This is a genomic window from Cupriavidus sp. 05N39 (genome assembly GCF_056397325.1).
Window position 1 is genome coordinate 142,276 of record NZ_JBFTNE010000003.1, and the last position, 20,442, is coordinate 162,717.

Annotated in this window: 14 protein-coding genes; 11 read left to right on the top strand and 3 right to left on the bottom strand. The window is 66.8% G+C overall.

Features of this window, described 5'->3' with window-relative positions; translation table 11 throughout:
- Positions 1 to 67: 67 nt before the first annotated feature.
- On the bottom strand, positions 68 to 1,165 hold the full coding sequence (locus AC1DN0_RS02525; protein WP_441628062.1) for a substrate-binding domain-containing protein: 1,098 nt from the start codon (positions 1,163 to 1,165) through the stop codon (positions 68 to 70).
- Between the two features lie 142 nt (positions 1,166 to 1,307).
- Here AC1DN0_RS02525 and AC1DN0_RS02530 point away from each other — a divergent pair, with 142 nt between their 5' ends.
- Positions 1,308 to 2,162 carry an ABC transporter substrate-binding protein gene (locus tag AC1DN0_RS02530; RefSeq protein ID WP_441628064.1) on the top strand — a complete coding sequence of 285 codons (855 nt, stop codon included), beginning with the start codon at positions 1,308 to 1,310 and terminating at the stop codon, positions 2,160 to 2,162.
- A gap of 1,075 nt (positions 2,163 to 3,237) precedes the next feature.
- Here the strand turns inward: AC1DN0_RS02530 and AC1DN0_RS02535 are convergent.
- Positions 3,238 to 4,182 carry a LysR substrate-binding domain-containing protein gene (locus AC1DN0_RS02535; protein ID WP_045238672.1) on the bottom strand — a complete coding sequence of 315 codons (945 nt, stop codon included), beginning with the start codon at positions 4,180 to 4,182 and terminating at the stop codon, positions 3,238 to 3,240.
- 219 nt (positions 4,183 to 4,401) lie between these two features.
- On the opposite strand from AC1DN0_RS02535, the gene xdhA reads away from it, so the two are divergent.
- From xdhA to AC1DN0_RS02565, 6 genes are all read left to right on the top strand, one after another.
- Positions 4,402 to 5,928: a xanthine dehydrogenase small subunit gene (gene xdhA / locus AC1DN0_RS02540; protein ID WP_477111093.1), complete on the top strand. Its 1,527-nt coding sequence runs from the start codon at positions 4,402 to 4,404 to the stop codon at positions 5,926 to 5,928.
- A 12-nt stretch (positions 5,929 to 5,940) separates the two neighbouring features.
- Complete coding sequence (gene xdhB / locus AC1DN0_RS02545; protein ID WP_477145512.1) at positions 5,941 to 8,304, top strand: xanthine dehydrogenase molybdopterin binding subunit; 2,364 nt, start codon at positions 5,941 to 5,943, stop codon at positions 8,302 to 8,304.
- Positions 8,305 to 8,373: 69 nt separating this feature from the next.
- A complete protein-coding gene (xdhC, locus tag AC1DN0_RS02550) occupies positions 8,374 to 9,408 on the top strand; it encodes a xanthine dehydrogenase accessory protein XdhC (protein WP_477111094.1) in 1,035 nt (344 codons plus the stop codon).
- On the top strand, positions 9,405 to 10,451 hold the full coding sequence (locus AC1DN0_RS02555; protein ID WP_441628074.1) for an adenosine deaminase: 1,047 nt from the start codon (positions 9,405 to 9,407) through the stop codon (positions 10,449 to 10,451). The genes xdhC and AC1DN0_RS02555 overlap by 4 nt, the downstream gene beginning before the upstream one ends.
- Positions 10,452 to 10,513: 62 nt before the next feature.
- Entirely contained in the window at positions 10,514 to 11,845 is a 1,332-nt protein-coding gene (gene guaD / locus AC1DN0_RS02560) for a guanine deaminase (protein ID WP_477102385.1), read from the top strand.
- A gap of 176 nt (positions 11,846 to 12,021) precedes the next feature.
- On the top strand, positions 12,022 to 13,122 hold the full coding sequence (locus AC1DN0_RS02565; RefSeq protein ID WP_441628078.1) for a fatty acid desaturase: 1,101 nt from the start codon (positions 12,022 to 12,024) through the stop codon (positions 13,120 to 13,122).
- 27 nt (positions 13,123 to 13,149) lie between these two features.
- Here the strand turns inward: AC1DN0_RS02565 and AC1DN0_RS02570 are convergent, their stop codons facing one another.
- Positions 13,150 to 14,007: an NADPH-dependent F420 reductase gene (locus tag AC1DN0_RS02570; RefSeq protein WP_477145513.1), complete on the bottom strand. Its 858-nt coding sequence runs from the start codon at positions 14,005 to 14,007 to the stop codon at positions 13,150 to 13,152.
- A gap of 301 nt (positions 14,008 to 14,308) precedes the next feature.
- Here AC1DN0_RS02570 and AC1DN0_RS02575 point away from each other — a divergent pair, with 301 nt between their 5' ends.
- From AC1DN0_RS02575 to AC1DN0_RS02590, 4 genes are all read left to right on the top strand, one after another.
- A complete protein-coding gene (locus AC1DN0_RS02575) occupies positions 14,309 to 16,645 on the top strand; it encodes a TonB-dependent receptor (protein ID WP_441628082.1) in 2,337 nt (778 codons plus the stop codon).
- Between the two features lie 129 nt (positions 16,646 to 16,774).
- On the top strand, positions 16,775 to 17,872 hold the full coding sequence (locus tag AC1DN0_RS02580) for a cytochrome D1 domain-containing protein (protein WP_441628084.1): 1,098 nt from the start codon (positions 16,775 to 16,777) through the stop codon (positions 17,870 to 17,872).
- Between the two features lie 204 nt (positions 17,873 to 18,076).
- Entirely contained in the window at positions 18,077 to 19,057 is a 981-nt protein-coding gene (locus tag AC1DN0_RS02585; protein ID WP_441628086.1) for an amino acid ABC transporter substrate-binding protein, read from the top strand.
- A gap of 35 nt (positions 19,058 to 19,092) precedes the next feature.
- Entirely contained in the window at positions 19,093 to 20,433 is a 1,341-nt protein-coding gene (locus AC1DN0_RS02590; RefSeq protein WP_441628088.1) for an ArsB/NhaD family transporter, read from the top strand.
- Positions 20,434 to 20,442 lie beyond the last annotated feature (9 nt).

Below are 20,442 nucleotides of genomic sequence, written 5' to 3' on the forward strand. Positions count from 1 at the left end.
CCCATGACTGCAGTTTAATACGCGGGCACGCAAGCGGCCGGAAACCGGCCCTGGCCCGGCACCGGCGTCAGCTGCCTTCCTTGCCGTCGGGGCCGTACCAGGGGAGTGCCTGCTGGGGCGTCAGGATGCCATCGGGCTCGGCCATGGTGTAGCCCGGCAAGGCCTCGATACGGCGCGCGAAGGCAGGATCCGCCATCCGCGCCAGCAGCGCGTGCGCCCAAGGCGCGATCTGGTCGTTCTTGCGCAGCGCCAGGTAGTACGCCTCGCGCGTCAGCGGCACGAAGGCCAGCCCATGGGCCTCGGCATTCATGCGCAGGCCGAACCCCACCTCGGCGCTGCCGGCATGCACCGCTTCAGCCACTTTTTCGTTGCTGAATTCGGGGGTTTCGTAACCGACGATCTGGTCCGGAAAGAGGCCGTGGGTGGCCAGCAACTGGTCGAACAGCATGCGCGTGCCCGAACTGCGCTGCCGGTTGACGAAGCGCGCCCGGGTACGGGCCAGGTCGCGCAGGTCGCGGATCTGGCGCGCCAGGCCGGGCGTCACGATCAGGCCCTGCTCGCGCCAGGCGAGCCGGATCAAGCGCACGGCAGCCGGACGCAGCCATTTGCGCAGCGTCACATGCGCCACCGAGCCGGCGGTCTGGATCGGCGAAACGTAGAAGCCGGCCACCTCGGACTGCCGCTCCTGCAGGCAGATCAGGCCCTCCACGCTGCCGCAGAACACAGTATCGAGCTGCAGGCCGCCCGGCTCGTCATGCAGCGCGTCCGCCAGGACCTCCATGGCGGGGTCGTGGCTGCCGGAAAAACGGATGCGGGTCTGCGGCTGGGCGGCATCGTCGAGATCCGCCAGGAAATCCACCATCGCCTTCTGCACGATCGGATCGATGGATTCACGCAGGCGCCCTTCCGCGCGCAGCAAACGCTCGCCGAACAGCGTCAGCGTGGCACCCCGGCCACGCTCCATGTCCAGCATGCTGCGCCCGAGCATCTCCTCCCACGACCGCATCACGCCCCAGGCATGCCGGTAGGACAGCCCGATCTCGCGTGCCGCGCGATGCAGGGAGCCGGTCTCGCGCACGGCCTTGAGCAGCTGGAACACCTTGCCGTTGGAGCGTGGATTGTCATCCACGGCCACTACCGGAAACAGATCAAAGCGGAATGTCATATGAAACGCTTTTCATATTTACTTTAGAGATGTGGCTCATCGACAATCGAATGCCTTGATTTCCACGGTATTCGCCGCATTCTCACCGATCCTGTGAGTTGGTGGCAATTCTGTTTCTAAAAACATAAGACACGGAGCGACCATGCCGGGCTCAACCATCTCTTGCCTTTTTCATCACATCTCTGGCCGTACCGCCGCTTCCCTGGGCTTGGTTTGCCTGGTCACGCTGAGCGGCGCCACTGGCGCGCTCGCCGGCGAACTCAAGCTGGCTACCACCACCAGCACCGAGAACTCGGGCCTGCTCAAATTCCTGCTGCCGAAGTTCGAGCAAAAGAGCGGCGTCACGGTGAAGGTGATCGCGGTGGGGTCGGGCAAGGCGATGAAGATGGGCGAGATGGGCGACGTCGATGTGCTGCTGGTGCACGCGCGCAAGATGGAAGACGAATTCATGGCCGCGGGCTACGGGGTTAATCGCCGCGACGTGATGTACAACGACTTCATCGTGGTTGGGCCTGCCGGCGACCCGGCCAGGCTGAAGGGCGAGAAAGACGTTATCGCGGGCTTCAAGAAGATTCCTGCGGCCGGCAGCAAGTTCATCTCGCGTGGCGATAATTCCGGCACCGACGTGATGGAGAAGGATTACTGGAAGCAGGCCGGCATCGAGCCCAAGGGGCAGCCGTGGTATGTGAGTGCGGGGCTCGGGATGGGGGAGGTGTTGACCATGGCGGCGCAGATGCCGGGATATACCCTGTCGGACCGGGCCACCTATGGCGCGTATCGCGCCAAGACGGGGCTGGCCATTTTGCTGGAGGGCGATCCGAAAATGTTCAACCCATATGGGGTGATTGCTGTTAATCCAGTTAAGCATCCGGGGACCAACTATGCGGATGCGATGAAGCTGGTGGAGTGGGTTACCTCCAAGGAGGGGCAGGATGCTATTGCGGCTTACAAGGTGGAGGGGGAGCAGTTGTTTTTTCCTAGTTACAAGGGGAAGTGACGGTGGGGGGGTTAGGAGGAACGCAACCGTTGGCTCTTTTTGCGGGATTGGGAATTGGTTTGGGCGGTGTTGGTTGTTGTACCCAACTGCGTACGACATCCCCCTGCGGGGGATGCCGGTCACTCTTCTTTGCCTCGGCAAAGAAGACTAACGAGAAGAAAGCCGACCCTGCCGGGGGCAGAGCAATCAGGCCTATGAGGCTCGGTGGTTTCGTCGTACGGCCCTGAGTGTTGGCTGGCGTGCCTTGCCGGCTCGAAGGGCCGTGAAATCGCATGACCCATGGGTTTCGTGGTGGGGCCCCTGACCTCGTGCGCGGTGCCCGCTCCCACATCTGCCGTTCGCGACGCGAATTGCTGCAGCGTATCGTGCCTTGCTGGTTTCGTGGTTTTGTCTCTCACGGCGAATACCGTGCCATTTGACACCCTGCCGTACCGGCGCTGGCTATGGCTGGACGCCAGCTTCGTCGTTTCGTGGTGGGGACCGTGGCCCGGTCAGCGAACACGGAAGCATAGGGTGATGGTGTTGGCGGTTCGCTACCACTTCGTGAGCGAGGCCGCAGGTTGAGCGGGGGGGCCACCGCGCCCACCACGAAACCCATTATTGAAAAGTTGCGCGGCGTTCGCCACCGCGAACGGCAGGGACCGAACAATCGCCGCGCTTGCCGCCAGAGACAAACCACGAAACAGTAAGCCTCGAAGAATCGTGGCCCGTTGCCCCGCGAACGGCAGATGGGTGAATGGGCAGGGCGCCCGCCATCGGGGGCCGCACCACGAAACCCGTGTGGCCCGCAGCGCTATCGCCGTTGAAACCGGTAGGACATGCCAGCCGAAGCCACTGCCCGCACGACGGAATCACTGCCGCCAAATCGTCTGATTGCTCTGCCCCCGGCAGGGTCGGCTTTCTTCTCGTTAGTCTTCTTTGCCGAAGCAAAGAAGAGTGACCGGCATCCCCCGCAGGGGGTTGTCGTACGCTGTTGGGTACAACAACCAACACCGCCCAAACAAAACCCCAAACACCCAACAACACGCCAACTGTTCTGCCCTTGGGTTCAAAAACCACCCTCAATTAAACCCCCCTACCCCTCCCTAACCAACTGCGGCAAAACCGGCAACTCCCCCGCCACCTCAGCAATCATCCTCCGCATCCACATAACATCCGGCGCAGCATGACACCGCTCATGCCAAAGCTGATAAAACCGCATCCGCGGAAACACCACCGGCGAAGGCACCATCTTCAACGGCAGGTACTGCGCATAGTGCGCGGCAAACTGCCGCCCCGTGGTGAACACCATATCGGTCTTCATCAGCACATACGGCACCAGCCCGAAATACGGCAACGTAACCTGGATATTGCGCTTGTACCCCTGCTCAGCCAGCGCCTGGTCAATCATGCTGCGCTGCATCGAAGCATAGGGCGCGGGCGCAAGATGAGGCATCTCCAGGTAATGCTTGAGGGTCAGCCCCTTGCGCGCCAACGGATGCTGCGCCCCCAGCATGCACACCACCTCATCGTCGAACAGCGGCGAGATATGCAGATGTTCCGGCGGCGACAGCCAGTTGCCGACCACGATGTCGAGCTGCCCTTGTTCCAGGCTGTCGAGGAAGTCGCTCGATGACGTCATCGGGTGCACGAACAGCTTGGCGCCGGGCGCAAGCCGGCGCACACGCTCGACGATATTGGGCAGGAAGAAGGCGTCCAGGTAGTCCGGCGCCCCCAGGTGGAAGGTACGGGTAGTGGTGGCGGGGTCGAAATGCTGGGGCGGCCGGGCGATGCGGTCCATGGCCGCCAGGCTCTGCTCGGCCAGTTGCAGCAGCTCACGGCCGCGCTCGGTCGGCACCATGCCGCTCTTGCCGCGCACCAGGATGGCATCCCCGGTGATTTCCCTTAGCCGCTTGAGCGTATTGCTGATAGCGGGCTGCGACTGACCGAGCCGGACTGCGGTGCGGGTCACGCTCTGCTCGGTCAGCAGCGTGTGCAGCACCCGCAGCAAATAGGTATCGAGATGGTCGCGTCCGTGCATGGCGAGGGGGCGCCAGGCGCGCATGGCAGCCGGTGGCGTGGGGGGTGGGAACGGCGCATAGTGTATGTCAGGCACCCCGTCATTGGTCAAATCCGGCTGCCGCACTCCTCGTCAGCCGTGCAACGCTCTCCCCTCTTGATGGGGCATATCACCYGGGCCGAATATTGCATCATCGGCACCAGTGCTATGTTTGCCCCCATCACAAAGAGAGAAGACACCATGGAGACGCAAACCATCCGCTTTTACCACCGCGGCCAGGTCCAGGAGGTCGCCGATGCCCCCGTGACCCGCACCGTGCTGCAGTACCTGCGCGAGGACGCGCGCTGCACGGGCACCAAGGAGGGCTGCGCCGAAGGCGATTGCGGTGCGTGCACCGTGGTGCTAGGCGAACTGGGCGAGGACGGCCAGGTCGCCTTCAAGGCGGTCAATTCCTGCATCCAGTTCCTGCCCACGCTGGACGGCCGCGCCCTGATCACCGTGGAAGACCTGCGCCAGGCCGACGGCGCGCTGCACCCGGTACAGCAAGCGATGGTGGAGTGCCACGGCTCCCAGTGTGGCTTCTGCACCCCCGGCTTCGTGATGTCGCTGTGGGCGCTGTACCAGCAAAAGGCCGAAGACGCCGGCACCGGCCGCGCGCCGGCCCGCGAGACCATCTGCGACGCCCTCACAGGCAACCTGTGCCGCTGCACCGGCTACCGTCCCATCATCGAGGCCGGCCAGCGCATGATGGCGCTGCCGGCGCCGCAGGCCAGCAAGCTGGACCCGCGGCAGATCGCCGACACGCTGCGCTCGCTGCAACGCGAAGGCACGTTCCACTACAGCGCCGGCGGCCAGCACTTCTACGCGCCCCGCACGGCATCGGCTTTCGCCGCCATCAAGGCCGCGGAGCCGGGCGCGCGCATCCTGGCCGGCAGCACCGACGTGGGCCTGTGGGTGACCAAGCAGTTCCGGGAGCTCGGCAACCTGCTGTACGTGGGCCAGGTATCCGACCTCAACAGTATCGAGCAGGTGGACGGCGCCGTGGAAATCGGCGCGGCGGTCTCGCTGGAGCGCGCCTATGCGGCGCTCAATGCCACGCACCCCGAACTGGAAGAAATGTGGAAGCGTTTTGCCTCGCTGCCGATCCGCAACGCCGGCACGCTGGGGGGCAATATTGCCAACGGCTCGCCCATTGGCGACTCCATGCCCGCGCTGATCGCCCTTGGCACCGAAGTGGTGCTGCAGCGCGGCGAAGCGCGCCGCGCGCTGCCGCTGGAAGACCTCTACCTGGCCTACCAGAAGACCGCCATGGCCGAGGGCGAGTTCGTCGCGGCCCTGCGCGTGCCGCTCGCGGGGCCGGAGCACTTCCGTACCTACAAGCTGTCAAAACGCTTTGACGAGGACATTTCCGCTGTCTGTGCGGCCTTTGCGCTGACGCTGGAAAACGGCGTGATCCGTCATGCACGCGTGGCCTTCGGCGGCATGGCCGCCACGCCCAAGCGCGGCGCCCTGACGGAAGCCGCGCTGGTCGGCCAACCCTGGACCGAAACCACCGCCCGGGCCGCCATGAGCGCGCTGGCGCAGGACTTCACGCCGCTGACCGACATGCGCTCCACCGCCGCCTACCGCAGCCGTGGCGCCGCCAACCTGCTGTACCGCTTCTGGCTGGAAACGCGCGCCGACGCGCTGCCAGCCGCCGCCGTCAATGTCCGCGCCCCCGGCGCCGGCCAGATCGTCGCCACCGTCGCCACCGTCGCCACCGCATAAGGATAGATCGGCATGAACAAGCAAACCGAACCCTTCCTGCTCGACGCCGAGATCGAGGCCAAGGCCGCCGTCTCCACGCCACAAGTGGGCATTTCGCGCCCGCATGAATCGGCCCACCTGCACGTGGCCGGCACGGCCACTTATACCGACGACATTCCCGAGCTGGCCGGCACGCTGCACGCCGCGCTCGGCATGAGCACGCGCGCCCACGCCCGCATCAAGTCGATGTCGCTCGACAAGGTGCGCGCCGCGCCGGGCGTGGTGGCGGTGCTGACCGCCGAAGATATCCCCGCCGCCAACGAGTGCGGCCCGATCATCCATGACGACCCCATCCTGGCCAACGGCCTGGTGCAGTTCATCGGCCAGCCGATGTTCGTGGTGGTGGCCACCTCGCACGATGCCGCGCGCCGTGCCGCACGCCTGGGCAATGTCGAGTACGAGGACCTGGCGCCGGTGCTGTCGCCCGAGGCGGCGCACCAGGCCGGCAGCTATGTGCTGCCGCCGATGCACCTGACACGCGGCGAGCCGGCCAGCCATATCGCCGGTGCTGCGCACCGGGAGCAGGGCAGTATCCGCCTGGGCGGCCAGGAGCAGTTCTACCTGGAAGGCCAGATCGCCTACGCCGCGCCGAAGGAAAACGACGGCATGCACGTGTGGTGCTCGACCCAGCATCCCACCGAAATGCAGCATGCTGTCGCGCATATGCTGGGATGGCACGCGCACCAGGTGCTGGTGGAATGCCGGCGCATGGGCGGCGGCTTCGGTGGCAAGGAATCGCAATCGGCCATGTTCGCCTGCTGCGCCGCGCTGGCCGCGTGGAAGCTGCTGTGCCCGGTCAAGCTGCGTCCGGACCGCGACGACGACATGATGATCACCGGCAAGCGCCACGACTTCGTCTTCGATTTCGAAGTCGGCCACGATGCCGATGGCCGCATCGACGGCGTGTCGGTGGAGATGGTTTCGCGCGCCGGCTTCTCGGCCGACCTGTCCGGCCCGGTGATGACCCGCGCCATCTGCCACTTCGACAACGCCTACTGGCTGCCGAATGTGCAGATCGACGGCTACTGCGGCAAGACCAATACGCAGAGCAATACCGCCTTCCGCGGCTTCGGTGGCCCGCAAGGCGCCTTTGCCATCGAATACATCTTGGACAACGTGGCGCGCACCGTGGGCCGCGATGCGCTCGACGTGCGCCGCGCCAACCTGTACGGCAAGACCGAGCGCAATGTCACGCCTTACGGCCAGACCGTGGAAGACAACGTCATCCACGAACTGCTCGACGAACTGGAGGCCAGCAGCGCCTACCGCGAGCGCCGCGAGGCAACGCGCGCATTCAACGCCGGCAGCCCGGTACTGAAGAAGGGCATTGCCATCACCCCGGTGAAGTTCGGCATCTCCTTCAATGTGGCCCACTTCAACCAGGCCGGCGCGCTGGTGCACGTGTACAACGACGGCTCGGTACTGGTGAACCACGGCGGCACGGAAATGGGCCAGGGCCTGAACACCAAGGTGGCGATGGTGGTGGCGCACGAACTCGGCATCCGCCTGGAACGCGTGCGCGTCACCGCCACGGATACGAGCAAGGTGGCCAACACCTCGGCCACCGCCGCGTCCACCGGCACCGACCTGAACGGCAAGGCCGCCCAGGACGCGGCGCGGCAGATCCGCGAGCGGCTGGCTGCCTTTGCCGCGCGCCAGGCTGGCGTGGACGCGGACAGCGTGCAGTTCGGCGACGACCTGGTGGTGGCGGGCGAACTGCGCCTTGACTTCAGCGACCTGGCACGCCAGGCCTACGTGTCGCGCGTGCAGTTGTGGTCCGATGGTTTCTACACCACGCCCAAGCTGTACTGGGACCAGTCCAGGCTGCAGGGCCGGCCCTTCTACTACTACGCCTATGGCGCGGCCTGTTCCGAAGTGCTGGTGGACACGCTCACCGGCGAATGGCGCCTGTTGCGCGCGGACGTGCTGCACGATGCCGGCCGCTCCCTCAACCCGGCCATCGATATCGGCCAGGTCGAAGGTGGCTTTATCCAGGGCATGGGCTGGCTGACCACCGAGGAATTGTGGTGGAACAAGGATGGCAAGCTGATGACGCATGCGCCTTCGACCTACAAGATCCCGACCGTCAACGACTGCCCGGAAGCGTTCACCGTGCGGCTGTTCGAGAACGACAACGYGGARGACAGCATCCAYCGCTCGAAGGCSGTSGGCGAGCCGCCGCTGCTGCTGCCGTTCTCGGTGTTCTTCGCCATTCGCGATGCGGTGGCCAGCGTCGGGGATTACAAGGTGAACCCGCCGCTGGTGGCGCCTGCGACGAGCGAGGCGATCCTGGATGCGGTGGATGCCGTGCGGGTGGCTGCGCCGGTAGTGCAGTGAGCCGCACCCTCTGACACCGTAGCGACGTAACCAGCCTCACCAAAAGCATCAACCTAAAAAGGCATCACCATGCAGGACGCGCCCCTCAAACCCTTCCGCTTCGCCGACGCCACCCGCCTGGTGCGCGCCGGCGTGCCGGTGGCGATGGTCACCATCGCCGAAGTCAGAGGCTCGGCCCCGCGCGAGGCGGGCGTGCGCATGCTGGTGACCGCCGACGACCTGGTGGGCACCATCGGCGGCGGCCATCTGGAGTGGCGCGGCATGGAGATCGCGCGCACCATGCTGGCCGAGCGCGATGCGACGCGGCAGATCGTGCGCATCCCCCTGGGCCCGGCCCTGGGCCAATGCTGCGGCGGCGTGGTCCAGCTCGCCTTCGAGGTGCTGGGCGAGCCCGACCTGCCCTGGCTCGATGCGGTGCAGGCCGCCTTCTCCGCCGGCCGCGCGCTCACGCGCACCGTGCCGGCGGCCGGTCCGGTGCGGCACGCGGCGGCGCAGGCGGTCACGCCCTCGGTGAGCTTGCAAACCGATGGCGCCTGGACCGACGTCATGGTGCCCGATGAACTGCAGGTGGTGCTGTTCGGCGCCGGCCACGTTGGCCATGCGCTGGTCAAGGTGCTGGCCAACCTGCCGTGCCGGGTGCACTGGGTGGATGAGCGCGACACCTTGTTCCCGCCGGGCCTGCCCGACAACGTCACCCCGGAAGCCACGGATATCCCCGAAGCGGTGGTCGACCATGCCCCGGCCGGCAGCTATTTCCTGGTGATGACGCACAGCCACGCCCTGGACCAGACGCTGTGCGAGCGGATCTTGCGGCGCAATGACTTTGCCTATTTCGGCCTGATCGGTTCCAAGACCAAGCGCGCGCGCTTCGAGCATCGCATGGCGGAGCACGGGATTGACCCTGCCCGCTTTGCGGAAATGACGTGCCCGATGGGCGTCTCCGGCATCACGGACAAGGCTCCGGCTATGATTGCGGTTGCCATCGTCGCCCAGTTGCTGCAGGTTCGCGACCAGCGTCTCGCCCATCTGGGCGCGCTGAGCGCCAACCGCGGCGGCCAGGCGGCGAACACGACGCAAACCAAGACCGCAAAAGGAACCCCATGACGCTCGATGCCGCGCTCGCAGACCGTATCCGCCTGACGCCCAAGGCAGAACTGCACGTCCATATCGAAGGCACGCTCGAGCCCGAGCTGATCTTCCGGCTGGCCCAGCACAACAAGGTCAAGCTGCCGTATGCCAGCGTGGAATCCCTGCGCGAAGCCTACGCCTTCACCGACCTGCAATCCTTCCTTGACATTTACTACGCCGGCGCCAGCGTGCTGCTGACCGAGGACGATTTCTTCGACATGACGATGGCCTACGTGCAGCGCGCCGTAGCCGACAACGTGCGCCACGCCGAGATCTTCTTCGACCCGCAGACCCACACCGCGCGCGGCGTGCCCATCGGCGTGGTGATCGACGGCATCTCCGACGCGCTGGCCCAGGCCCGCACCCAGTTCGATTTCTCCAGCAGCCTGATCCTCTGCTTCCTGCGCCACCTGTCCGAGGAAGACGCCTTCGCCACGCTGGAAGCGGCGCTGCCCTACCGCGACCGTTTCGTCGGCGTGGGCCTGGATTCCTCCGAGCAGGGCAACCCGCCGGAGAAGTTCGCCCGCGTCTTCGCCCGCGCCCGCGAGCTGGGCCTGCGGCTGGTGGCGCACGCCGGCGAGGAAGGCCCGGCGCAGTATGTCACGGACGCGCTCGACATCCTCAAGGTGGAACGCATCGACCACGGCGTGCGCGCCATCGACGACCCCGCCCTGGTGGCGCGGCTGGCCCGCGAGCGCGTGGCGCTGACGGTGTGCCCGCTGTCCAACCAGAAGCTCAAGGTCTATCCCGACCTGCGCGACCACTCGCTGCACCGCCTGCTGGAAGCCGGCGTGCTGGTCACGCTGCACTCCGACGACCCCGCCTATTTCGGCGGCTATATGAACGCCAACTGGGAAGCCACCTTCGAAGCCCTGCCGCTGACCGCGGACGACGGCCACAAGCTGGCGCGCAATAGTTTCGAGGCGTCCTTCCTGCCCGCCACGCAGAAGGCCGCCTTCCTCGCCGAAGTCGACCACTTCTGGCAATCCCCCCTGCCCGCGACGGCCTCCACGGCCTGAGCGCGGTTCACACCAAGATGCCGGCGCGCCACGCGCGCGCCGGCGCATGACGAGACATCGCTATGACGACCACGCCCCCCAACCCGTCCATCACCCGCGCCATCCGTGGCCGCGTGCTGCACTTCCTGCGCGATCCGCAGTTTCATGACGACGCGTATCAGTATTGGGAAGACGGGGTGCTGGTTGTCACCGCCGGGCATGTCGCCGCGGTCGGCGACTACGCCGAGCTGGCCGCGCAGATCCCGGCCGGCGCCGAAGTGATCGACCGCCGCGGCAAGCTGATCGTGCCCGGTTTTATCGACACCCACGTGCATTACCCGCAGACCGACATCATCGCCTCGCCCTCGCCCGGCCTGCTGCACTGGCTGGAAACCTACACCTTCCCCGAGGAGCGCCGCTTCGCCGAGCCGGAGTACGCTGCGGCGGTGGCAGGCTTCTTTGCCGACGAGCTGCTGCGCAACGGCACCACCAGCGCCGTGGCCTGGAGCACCGTGCACACGGCCTCGGCCGACGCGCTGTTCGCCGAAGCGGACCGGCGCAACCTGCGCCTGGTGACCGGCAAGGTGCTGATGGACCGCAACTGCCCCGAATTCCTGCGCGACACCGCCGAGTCCGGCGCGCGCGATTCGGCTGACCTGATCTCGCGCTGGCACGGCAAGAACCGCCTGTCGTACGCGATCACGCCGCGCTTCGCGCCGACCTCCAGCGAGGCGCAACTGGCTGCCTGCGGCGAACTGGCCAAGGCCTATCCCGACGCCTATATCCAGACCCATGTGGCGGAAAACCGCGACGAAGTGAAGTGGGTTGCCGAACTGTTCCCGCAGGCGCGCAGCTATCTCGATATCTACGATCACTACGGCCTGCTGCGTCCGGGCGCGTTCTACGGCCACGCCATCTACCTCGACCAGGACGACCGCAAGCGCCTGGCCGACAGTGGCGCCGCGGTGGCGCACTGCCCCACCTCCAACCTGTTCCTGGGCAGCGGCTTCTACGACTTCCACCAGTCCGACGCCTATCGCCTCAACGTGACGCTGGCCACCGACGTGGGCGGCGGCACCTCGTTCTCGATGCTGCGCACCATGAATGCCGCGCACAAGGTGGCGCGCATGGGCGGCTATCACCTCACCGCGCTGCGCATGTTCTACCTGGCCACCCGCGCCGCCGCCGATGCGCTGGGCTGGAGCGAGCGCGTGGGCAGCTTCACGCCGGGCTGCGAGGCCGACTTCATCGTGCTCGATCCGCAGGCCACGCCGCTGATCGCCCGCCGCAGCGAGCGCTCGGAGACGCTGGAAGAGCAACTGTTCGCCTTCGCCATGCTGGGCGACGATCGTGTGATCGATGAGGTCTATGTGATGGGCGAGCCGGCAAGCGCGTCGGCCTCCGTCGCGCATTAATCATCACTTTCCACCGGGAAGCACCGGGTCCTGGCCACGCCGGCTTGACCCGGATCAACACCCCTGTCACGCAATCCTTCTAAGCTGTCACACCGTCGGCCCCCTGTGGCCGTGCATCGCCAGTCCCGGGCACAGCCAGGTGCCCGACCCCGCGTTCGACAACTGAAGGTTTTTGAATGATTGCCACGCAGCAAGCCCCCTTTCCGGAGCCGATTTCCCCTGAAGCGCCCCTGCCCTCGCGCAAGATCATCCGCGGCTGGCTGATCCCGCTGGGTCAGCGCAGCACCTCGCGCGCGCTGGCGCTGTTCGCGCTGGATACGGCGCTGTTCGTGGCCGCGCTGGCCGGGGTGGTGATGTTCTCCCACTGGCTCGCCAAGCTGGCGGCGGGCGTGCTGACCGGCATCATCATCGCCCGCCTGTTCATCATCGGCCACGATGCCTGCCACCAGAGCCTGACGCCCCGGCGCGGCCTCAACAAATGGCTGGGGCGGCTGACCTTCCTGCCGTCGCTCACGCCCTACAGCCTGTGGGAAGTCGGCCATAACGTGGTCCACCACGGCTATTCCAACCTCAAGGGCTTCGACTTCGTCTGGGCACCCTACTCGCTCGAGGAATTCCAGACGCTGCCGCGCTGGCGCCGCGCGCTGGAGCGCGTCTACCGCAACGGCTTCGGCGCGGGCCTGTACTACCTGGTCGAGATCTGGTGGTTCAAGATGTTCTTCCCCAGCCGCCGCCAGATGCCCACGCGCCGTGCTGTCTTCATGTGGGACTGCACGCTGGTGGCGATCTTCGGCGCCGCCTGGATCGGCGCGCTGGCCTGGCTGGCGGTGGCCAGCGGCCAGTCGGTCGCGCTGCTGGTGGGCCTGGGCTTCGTCGTGCCCTTCCTGGTATGGAATTTCACCGTGGGCTTCGTGCTCTATGTGCACCACACCCATACCAGCGTGGCCTGGTACGAGACCAAGACCATGTGGGCACGCGCCCAGCCTTTCGTCTCCACCACCGTGCACCTGCGCTTCCGCTACGGCATCGGCGCGGCCCTGCATCACATCATGGAGCACACCGCCCATCACGTTGACATGAGCGTGCCGCTGTACCGCCTCAAGCGCGCGCAGGCGCTGCTCGAACACGCGCTGCCGGGCCGCATCATCATCCAGAACTTCACCTGGCGCTGGTACTTCCAGACCGCGCGCCGCTGCAAGCTGTACGACTTCAAGGCGCTGTGCTGGACGGACTTCCGGGGCCGGCAGACCAGCGTCAACGCGCCCGTGCCGGCATAAGCGCCGCGCCCCGGCCAGCCGCCGGGGTTACTTCGGCTGCGCGGCCGCCTTGCCGCTGACCTCCGCCATGCGCGCCCGCATGGCATCGGCCGAACCGATCTGGTGGAACAGCGGGCCGCCCGGCGCAAAGCTGTCGGCCGTCRCCAGCCGCCCGATCACCACCGGTTCGAAGCCGGCATCCCGCACCAGTTGCTCGCCAACGCGCAGCGCGGCGGGATCATCAGCCGCGATCGGCACGGCAATCAGCCCTTCGGCGCGGTGATGCTCGCTCGCGAATTTGGTGGCGCCCATGAAGTTGAAGGCACGAACGATGCGCGCGCCGCGCAGGTACTTTGCGGTGGTAATGCCGATGCCCTTGCGTGCCGCCTCTTCCGCGATGGCGCCATCGCGCGCCCGGATGGCATTGGTCGCATCCACCACGATCTTGCCGGCAAAGGCCTTGCCATGCTCGGCGGCGATATCGGGCAAGGCCTTGTATGGAACGGCCAGGAAAATCACCTTGGAAAAGGCCAGCGCCTCGGCCACCGTGCCCGCGCGGGCGAGCGGGCCGAGCTTGTCGACGAGCGGCTTGAGCTCTTCCGGATGACGCGAGGAGAACATCACAGGATGTCCCGCGCGCACCCACAAGCCGCCGACCGTTCCTCCGATACGGCCGGAGCCGATCACACCGATGGGAATCGGGCCGCCATCCCGGCTCGCCTGCGCACGCAAGCGCGCGGGCAACACGCCCAGCGCGAGCAGGGCAAAACCGAGACTGCCGCTTAGCAAGCGGCGGCGCCGGTCAACCGTACCGGCCTGACCGGCGCAAGCCACGGCGGCGGCCCCGGCGAAGCCGGTGCGCTCCGCACGGCTAGGCCTGAAGACGGGACGATCGGGAAACGGCATGGCGAACTCCTCGATCCGGTGAGGATCACGATGCTGCGACACAGCAAAACGGAGCGCCACGCCTTTCGGAAAGCCCGGTGCGTGGCGAAGCGCTCTCGGGGGCACCTTCAAACTCTAGGCGAAAAATGCAGCGCCCGCGACAAACCGCCTGCGCGGCAGCCGGTTCGATTTGGCATGCGCCGGGCCGTGCACTACAGTAAGTATCACTTGCATCACCCTGGACGGCGTCGGCGTGCGCGATGCCTTGGTGACCGTGCGCCGGAATCCGTGCGCTTGCGTCCTTGTCCTCACGGAGAAGGTAATGCTCCCCGCCCTCCCCCGACCGCGCAGCCCAGGCCTGGCGCACGCAGCGCGGCGAACGGCGGCGAGGTGCGCACTGCTGGCGCTGGCCGCGGGCGCTCCGGTGGTTCTGGCCGCCGAAACGCCGCGGGACTTGCCCGCCGACGAGGTGCACAACCTCAAGGAAGTCACCGTGGTCGCGCCCGCGCCGCTGCCCTCGTTCTCCATCCCGCGCGAGGCGTTTCCCGGCAATGTGCAGACCGCCACGGATGCCGACATGGAGCGCGCCAAATCCGGCAACCTGTCATCGTTCCTCGGCGAGAACATGGAGAGCGTCGTGATCAACGATGTGCAAGGCAACCCGTACCTGAAGGACATCCTCTACCGCGGCTACCGGCTCTCGTCCACCCTTGGCGCGGGCCAGGGCCTGGCGCTCTACCTCGACGGCGTACGCCAGAATTCGGCGCTGGGCGACGTGGTCGACTGGACCGCGATCCCCGAGGCCGCCATCAGCACCATTACGCTGGTGCCGGGCAGCAATCCGCTGTACGGGCTCAACGCGCTCGGCGGCGCGCTGGCGCTGACCACCAAGTCCGGCGAGACACACCCCGGCGTGGAAGCCGACCTGAGCGTCGGCAGCCACGGCCGCGCGCGGCTGGATGTCAGCGCCGGGCAGATGCTGGGCGACGGCTGGCACGCCTTCGTCGCGGGCACGGGGTTCCGGGAGGACGGATGGCGCGAACTTTCCGGCAGCTGGCTGGGCAATCTCTTCGCCAAGGTAGGCCGCTCCACCACGGACACGCAATGGAGCGTGAGCCTGCTTGGCAGCACCAGCAGCCTGTCCGGCAACGGCTTGGTTCCCGACAGCATCTATGGCGTCCAGCGCAATGCCATCTACACCGCGCCGGACATCGCGCGCACACGCGCGTTCCAGGCGACGCTGAACGGCGCACACCAATTCAATGCCGAAGACCAGCTGGCACTGACCGCCTATCTGCGCGTGGGGCGCGCGCAGGCAACCACGGGCGACGTCAGCGACGCCTACCTGGACCGCCTGCTCGACTGCCAGGGCAACGCCGGCGACGACGGGTGCCAGCCCGGCAATGCGCCTGCCAACGCCGTGTTCAATACCTCGACCGTCAACACGCATGACTATGGCCTGTCCGCGCAGTGGTCGCATACCGGCGACATCCACAGCGCGGTACTGGGCGCCGCGGCCGCGCTGAGCCGCGCCGCGTACCGCCAGGACACACAGCCGGCCACATTCAACGCAGATCGCGTGGCGGTGGCGGACCCCGCTTCCTCGCCCACCACCGCGGCCTCGCTCGATGGCCGTACCACCACCTTCAGCCTGTATGCATCGGACACCATCAAGCTGTTGCCGCACAGTTATCTCACCGCGAGCGCACGCTGGAACACTTCGCGCACGCGCACCGAGATGACGTTGCCGAATGCCTCCGACGAGAGCTTCACGTTCTCGCGGCTCAACCCCGCGCTCGGCCTCTCGCACCAGTTGCTGAGCGGTCTCACCGTTTTCGCCTCGGCCTCGCAGGGCACGCGCATGCCCACCGCCATCGAGCTTGGCTGCGCCGACCCGGCCAATGCCTGCCAGTTGCCCACCGGCCTGCAGGCCGATCCTTACCTGCGGCAGGTGGTGTCGCGCACGTACGAATTCGGCGGCCGCTGGAAAGCCGCCGATGCCACCGACCTGACGCTGGCGCTGTACCGCAGCGACAACCGCGACGACATCCTGTTCGAGCGCTCGCCGGTCAGCCCGCTCGGCTTCTTCACGAACTTTCCCAAGACCCGCAGCCAGGGCCTGGAACTCGGCCTGCGCCAGCGTCTTGGCCGTCTGACGCTGCGCGCCGGCTACAGCTACCTGCAAGCCACCTACCAGGCCGACGGCCAGATCCAGACGCCGTTCGCGGCGCCCGTCAATGTGCGTCCCGGCACCCGCATGGCCGGCGTGCCGCTGCACAGTTTCAAGCTCGGCGTGGACTGGCGGGCAACGGACTCCGTCACGCTCGGCGGTTCCATGATTGTTTCCTCCTCGCGGCCCGTTGCCGGCAACGAAGACGGTGCATTGACCGCGCAGGATCCGCGTCTCGCCAGTACCGCCGGCTTCGCCCTGTTCAACCTGCGCGCGAGCTGGCAGGTCGACCCGCGCTGGCAGCTCTATGCGCGGGTGGACAATGTATTCGACCGCCGCTATGAAACCTATGGACAAGCAGGCCTCAGTGTATTTCCCGGCGGCACGCTGCTGCAGCCCGGCGCGTCGGTGCCGACCGAGCGCTTCGTCGCGCCGGGCGCGCCGCGTCTGTTCCTGGTGGGGGTGCGCTACGAATGGGATGGGCGTTAGCGGCTGCGGGCGCACCGAAAGTCCTTGGCAGCGACCACACCCTCGCCAAGAATAGAGCGACGCAGGGTTGCCATCCCGGGATGGCATGAAGCCGGCCGTCACGGCGAGCAACGCAATCGGGAGGCGCGCATGGCCACGGAAAAGGGATATCGCTGGCCGGGCCGGACCACGCTGGCGCTGTGTGCCGCGCTCGCCTGCGCCGCGTGCGCGTGGCGCGCACAGACGCCTGTCTCCCAGCCCGCCACGGCCTATGTATCCAGCGAGACCGGCGGCATCGCGGTGATTGACCTCGGCCGGCTCGAAGTCGCGCGCACCCTGGACACCGGCGGCAAGGGTCCGCGCGGCATCGGCATCAGCGCGGATGGCCGCTACCTGCTGGCCGCCAACAAGGGCACCAGCGACCTTTCCGTCATCGACGCGCGCGACGGCCAACTGGTCAGGCGCATACCGATCGGCAAGAACCCGGAATTCGTGCGCGTGTCCGGCGGGCAGGCCTTCGTCACCTACGAGCCCGGCGAACGCAACGGGCCACCCGGAGCGGAACCCGCGCCGGAAGCCGGCAAGCCAGCCAAGGCCGGCGACGGCGCCCCGGTCCCGGCGGAAATCGCGGTGATCGATCTCAAGGACTGGCGCGTCACGCGCGCCATCCCCAGCGGGCTGGAAACCGAAGGCATCGAATTCTCGCCGGACGCTCGCCTGCTGCTGGTCACCAACGAGGGCGACGACACCGTCTCGGTCTACGAGCGCGCCAGCGGCCGCCGCCTCAATCTGCTCAAGACGCCGCCGGGATCGCGGCCACGCGGCATCAAGGTGAGCCCGGATGGGCGGCGCTATATCGTCACGCTCGAATCGGCGAACGCATTCCTGGTGCTCGACGCGGCCGACTACCGCATCCTGCGCACGGTGCCGACACGCGCCGGGCCCTACGGGGTCGCGTTCGACCGCGCCGGCGAACGCCTGTTCGTCGCGGCCTCGCGTGCCGACACCATCCAGGTCTTCGATGCGGGCAGCTATGAAAATATCGCCAACATCGCTACGGGCAAGCGCTGCTGGCATTTCAGCTTCACCCCCGACGACGCGCGGCTGCTGATCGCCTGCGGCCGCTCGAACGCGGTCTATGTGGTGGACGCGCGCAGCTACCAGCCGCTGCGGGAAATCGCCGGCGTCGCGCTGACCTGGGGCATCGTCACCTACCCGAAAAGCCCCGGGACGCTGGATGCGCCATGAACGCCGAGGCACACGATGTCTCATCGCGCCAGCGTCCGTGGATCGCCCGCATATAGGCCGAAAGGCCAATTGACGCACCAGGGAATCGCGGACAAAGTGAATCAGTCTGGAGCGCAATTCCATGTCGAGACTGGCTCAGGGGCCCGCATGACCCTCCTTCGGCGCGTCGTCAGAATGCTCTTGCCGGCTACGCTTCCGTGGCTCATGGCCGCCGGTTTGCCGGCGCATGCCGCGGACGGCGATACGCTTGCGCAGGCCAGGGCGCGCGGCACGCTGCGCTGCGGCGTCAGCGAAGGCATTGCAGGGTTCTCGGCGAAGGATGCCTCGGGCCGCTGGTCAGGCATCGATGCCGATTTCTGCCGCGCCGTAGCGGCCGCGGCCCTCGGCCAGGCGGACAAGGTGACATTCGTTCCGCTGAAGGCTTCAGGCAGGTTCCCGGCACTGCGCACCGGCGTGGTGGACCTGCTCAGCCGCAACACCACGTGGACCCTGGCGCGCGAGAGCACGCTGCGCGTGCAATTCGCCGGCATTCTCTATTACGACGGCCAGGCGTTCATGGTGTCCAGGCAAAACGGCATCCGGTCGATTGCGGGACTCGATCACGCCACGGTCTGCGTCGAAAAGGGCACGTCCAGCGAAGACCATCTGGCGACCTACTCCGCAGCGAATCGCCTGAGCGTGAAACCGCTCGTCGTGGACTCCGCGACGGAGGTGGCCGACGCCTTTTTCTCGGGGCGCTGCAGCGCCTACACTGCCGACGCGTCCCAACTTGCGGCCGCGCGCCTGCGCGTCCGGGACGGGTCGCAAGCCTATGCCATCCTGCCCGAGCGGATATCGAAAGAGCCGCACGGTCCGGTCGTGCGCAACGACGACCAGCGCTGGCTGACGCTCGTCCGTTGGGTACTCTTCTCGCTCATTGCCGCGGAAGAAGCCGGGATCACGCAAGCCGACGCGAGCGAACACATGCGGAATCCAGCGGTGGCCCGCGCATTCGAAGCCGGCGCGGACGCCAGCCAGGCGCTCGGCGTCGAGCCCGGCTGGGCCGCGCGCGCGGTGCAGAGCGTGGGCAACTACGGAGAAATGTTCGATCGCAATCTCGGCGCGCAAAGCCCGCTCGGTCTCGAACGCGGACTTAACCGGCTCTGGACGCAGGGTGGCCTGATGTACGCGCCACCGGTGCGCTAGGTCCCATCGATGCAACGGGCAGCGGAGGCCGCCGCATGAGCGAACTGCAGATCTACATCGTCCTTGGCGTATTCGGGGCCGTGATTCTCACCATCGCCTTCAACCTGCTGGACATGGCGGTGGCTGCCCTGGTCGGCGTGTGCATCCTGATCTCCCTGGGGATCCTGAACGAGCAGGATCTGCTGAGCGCCACCCGCACCTCCGGCGGCCCCATCAGTCTGCTGTTCGGTGGCATGGTGGTGGCGCGGATCCTGTCCACCACCGGTCTCTTCGACCGCATCGGCGACCTGTACCTGAGTGCCACGGGCGGAAGCGGCAGACGGTTCCTGCTGTTGCTGATCGCGCTGGTCGCGCCCCTGTGCGCCTTCCTGCCGAACGCGACCACGGTCATCCTGATCGCACCCATCATCATCCGGGTTGCCATCGCCCTCGAAGTGGACTTTGTCGGACCAATGGTGCTGACCGCCATCGTGAGCAATTCCGCAGGCCTGCTGACGCTGGTGGGAGACCCGGCGACATTTCTCGTGGGCAGTTCCATCGGCATGACGTTTGGCGAGTACCTTCACCGCGTGAGCCTGGGCGGCGTCATCGCCTTGCTCGTCATCGTCCCGCTATTGCCGCTCCTGATGCCGGACCTGTGGCGCCTGCGGCGTCCGCTGCCGCCGCGCGCGCAGCTGCGCAAGCTCGAGCGGCCCATCTACGCGGCGCTCTCGCTCGCCGTCCTGTTGACAATGGTGGCGCTGTTCGTTTTCGGCGAGTACCTGCCCACGCGGCTCGTGCCGCCCACGGTCGCGCTGATCGCCAGCGCCCTTGCCCTGCTGGTCGGATATGAAGCCCGCTTCGAGCCGACCGACAGCGTGCTGCGGGACGTCGACTGGAAAACCCTGTTGTTCCTTGGGTGCATCTTCTGCCTGGTGCAAGCGGTGACCAAGACGGGACTGATCCAGGTCATGGCGCTGAAGCTCCAGGATTCGTTCGGCACCCAGCTCACGCTCGTTGCACTAGTGATGATTGCAACAATCGGGGTGCTTTCAAGCCTGCTGGCCAACGTTCCCGTGGCGGCGGCGTCGATCCTGATGGTCAAGGGCTACCTGGTCGCGGCGGAAGTGGTGCCCGACGCAGCGCTTGCGGAGCAGTTCACCCAGTGGCCGGCGGCCGCGATTCCGGTGTTCGTCGGGATGATGTTCGGCGCAACGCTCGGCGGCAACGCCACCCTCATCGGCGCATCGGCCAACATCGTGGCCGCCGGCATCTGCGCGCGCGAGGGCAAGCCGGTCACGTTCGCCACATACATGCGCTATGGACTGCCAATCACCGTGGCCCAGCTGGCGGCGTCGGCGGTCTATGTGATCGTGCTAGCGCGGTTGATGCGCTGACGACGGGGT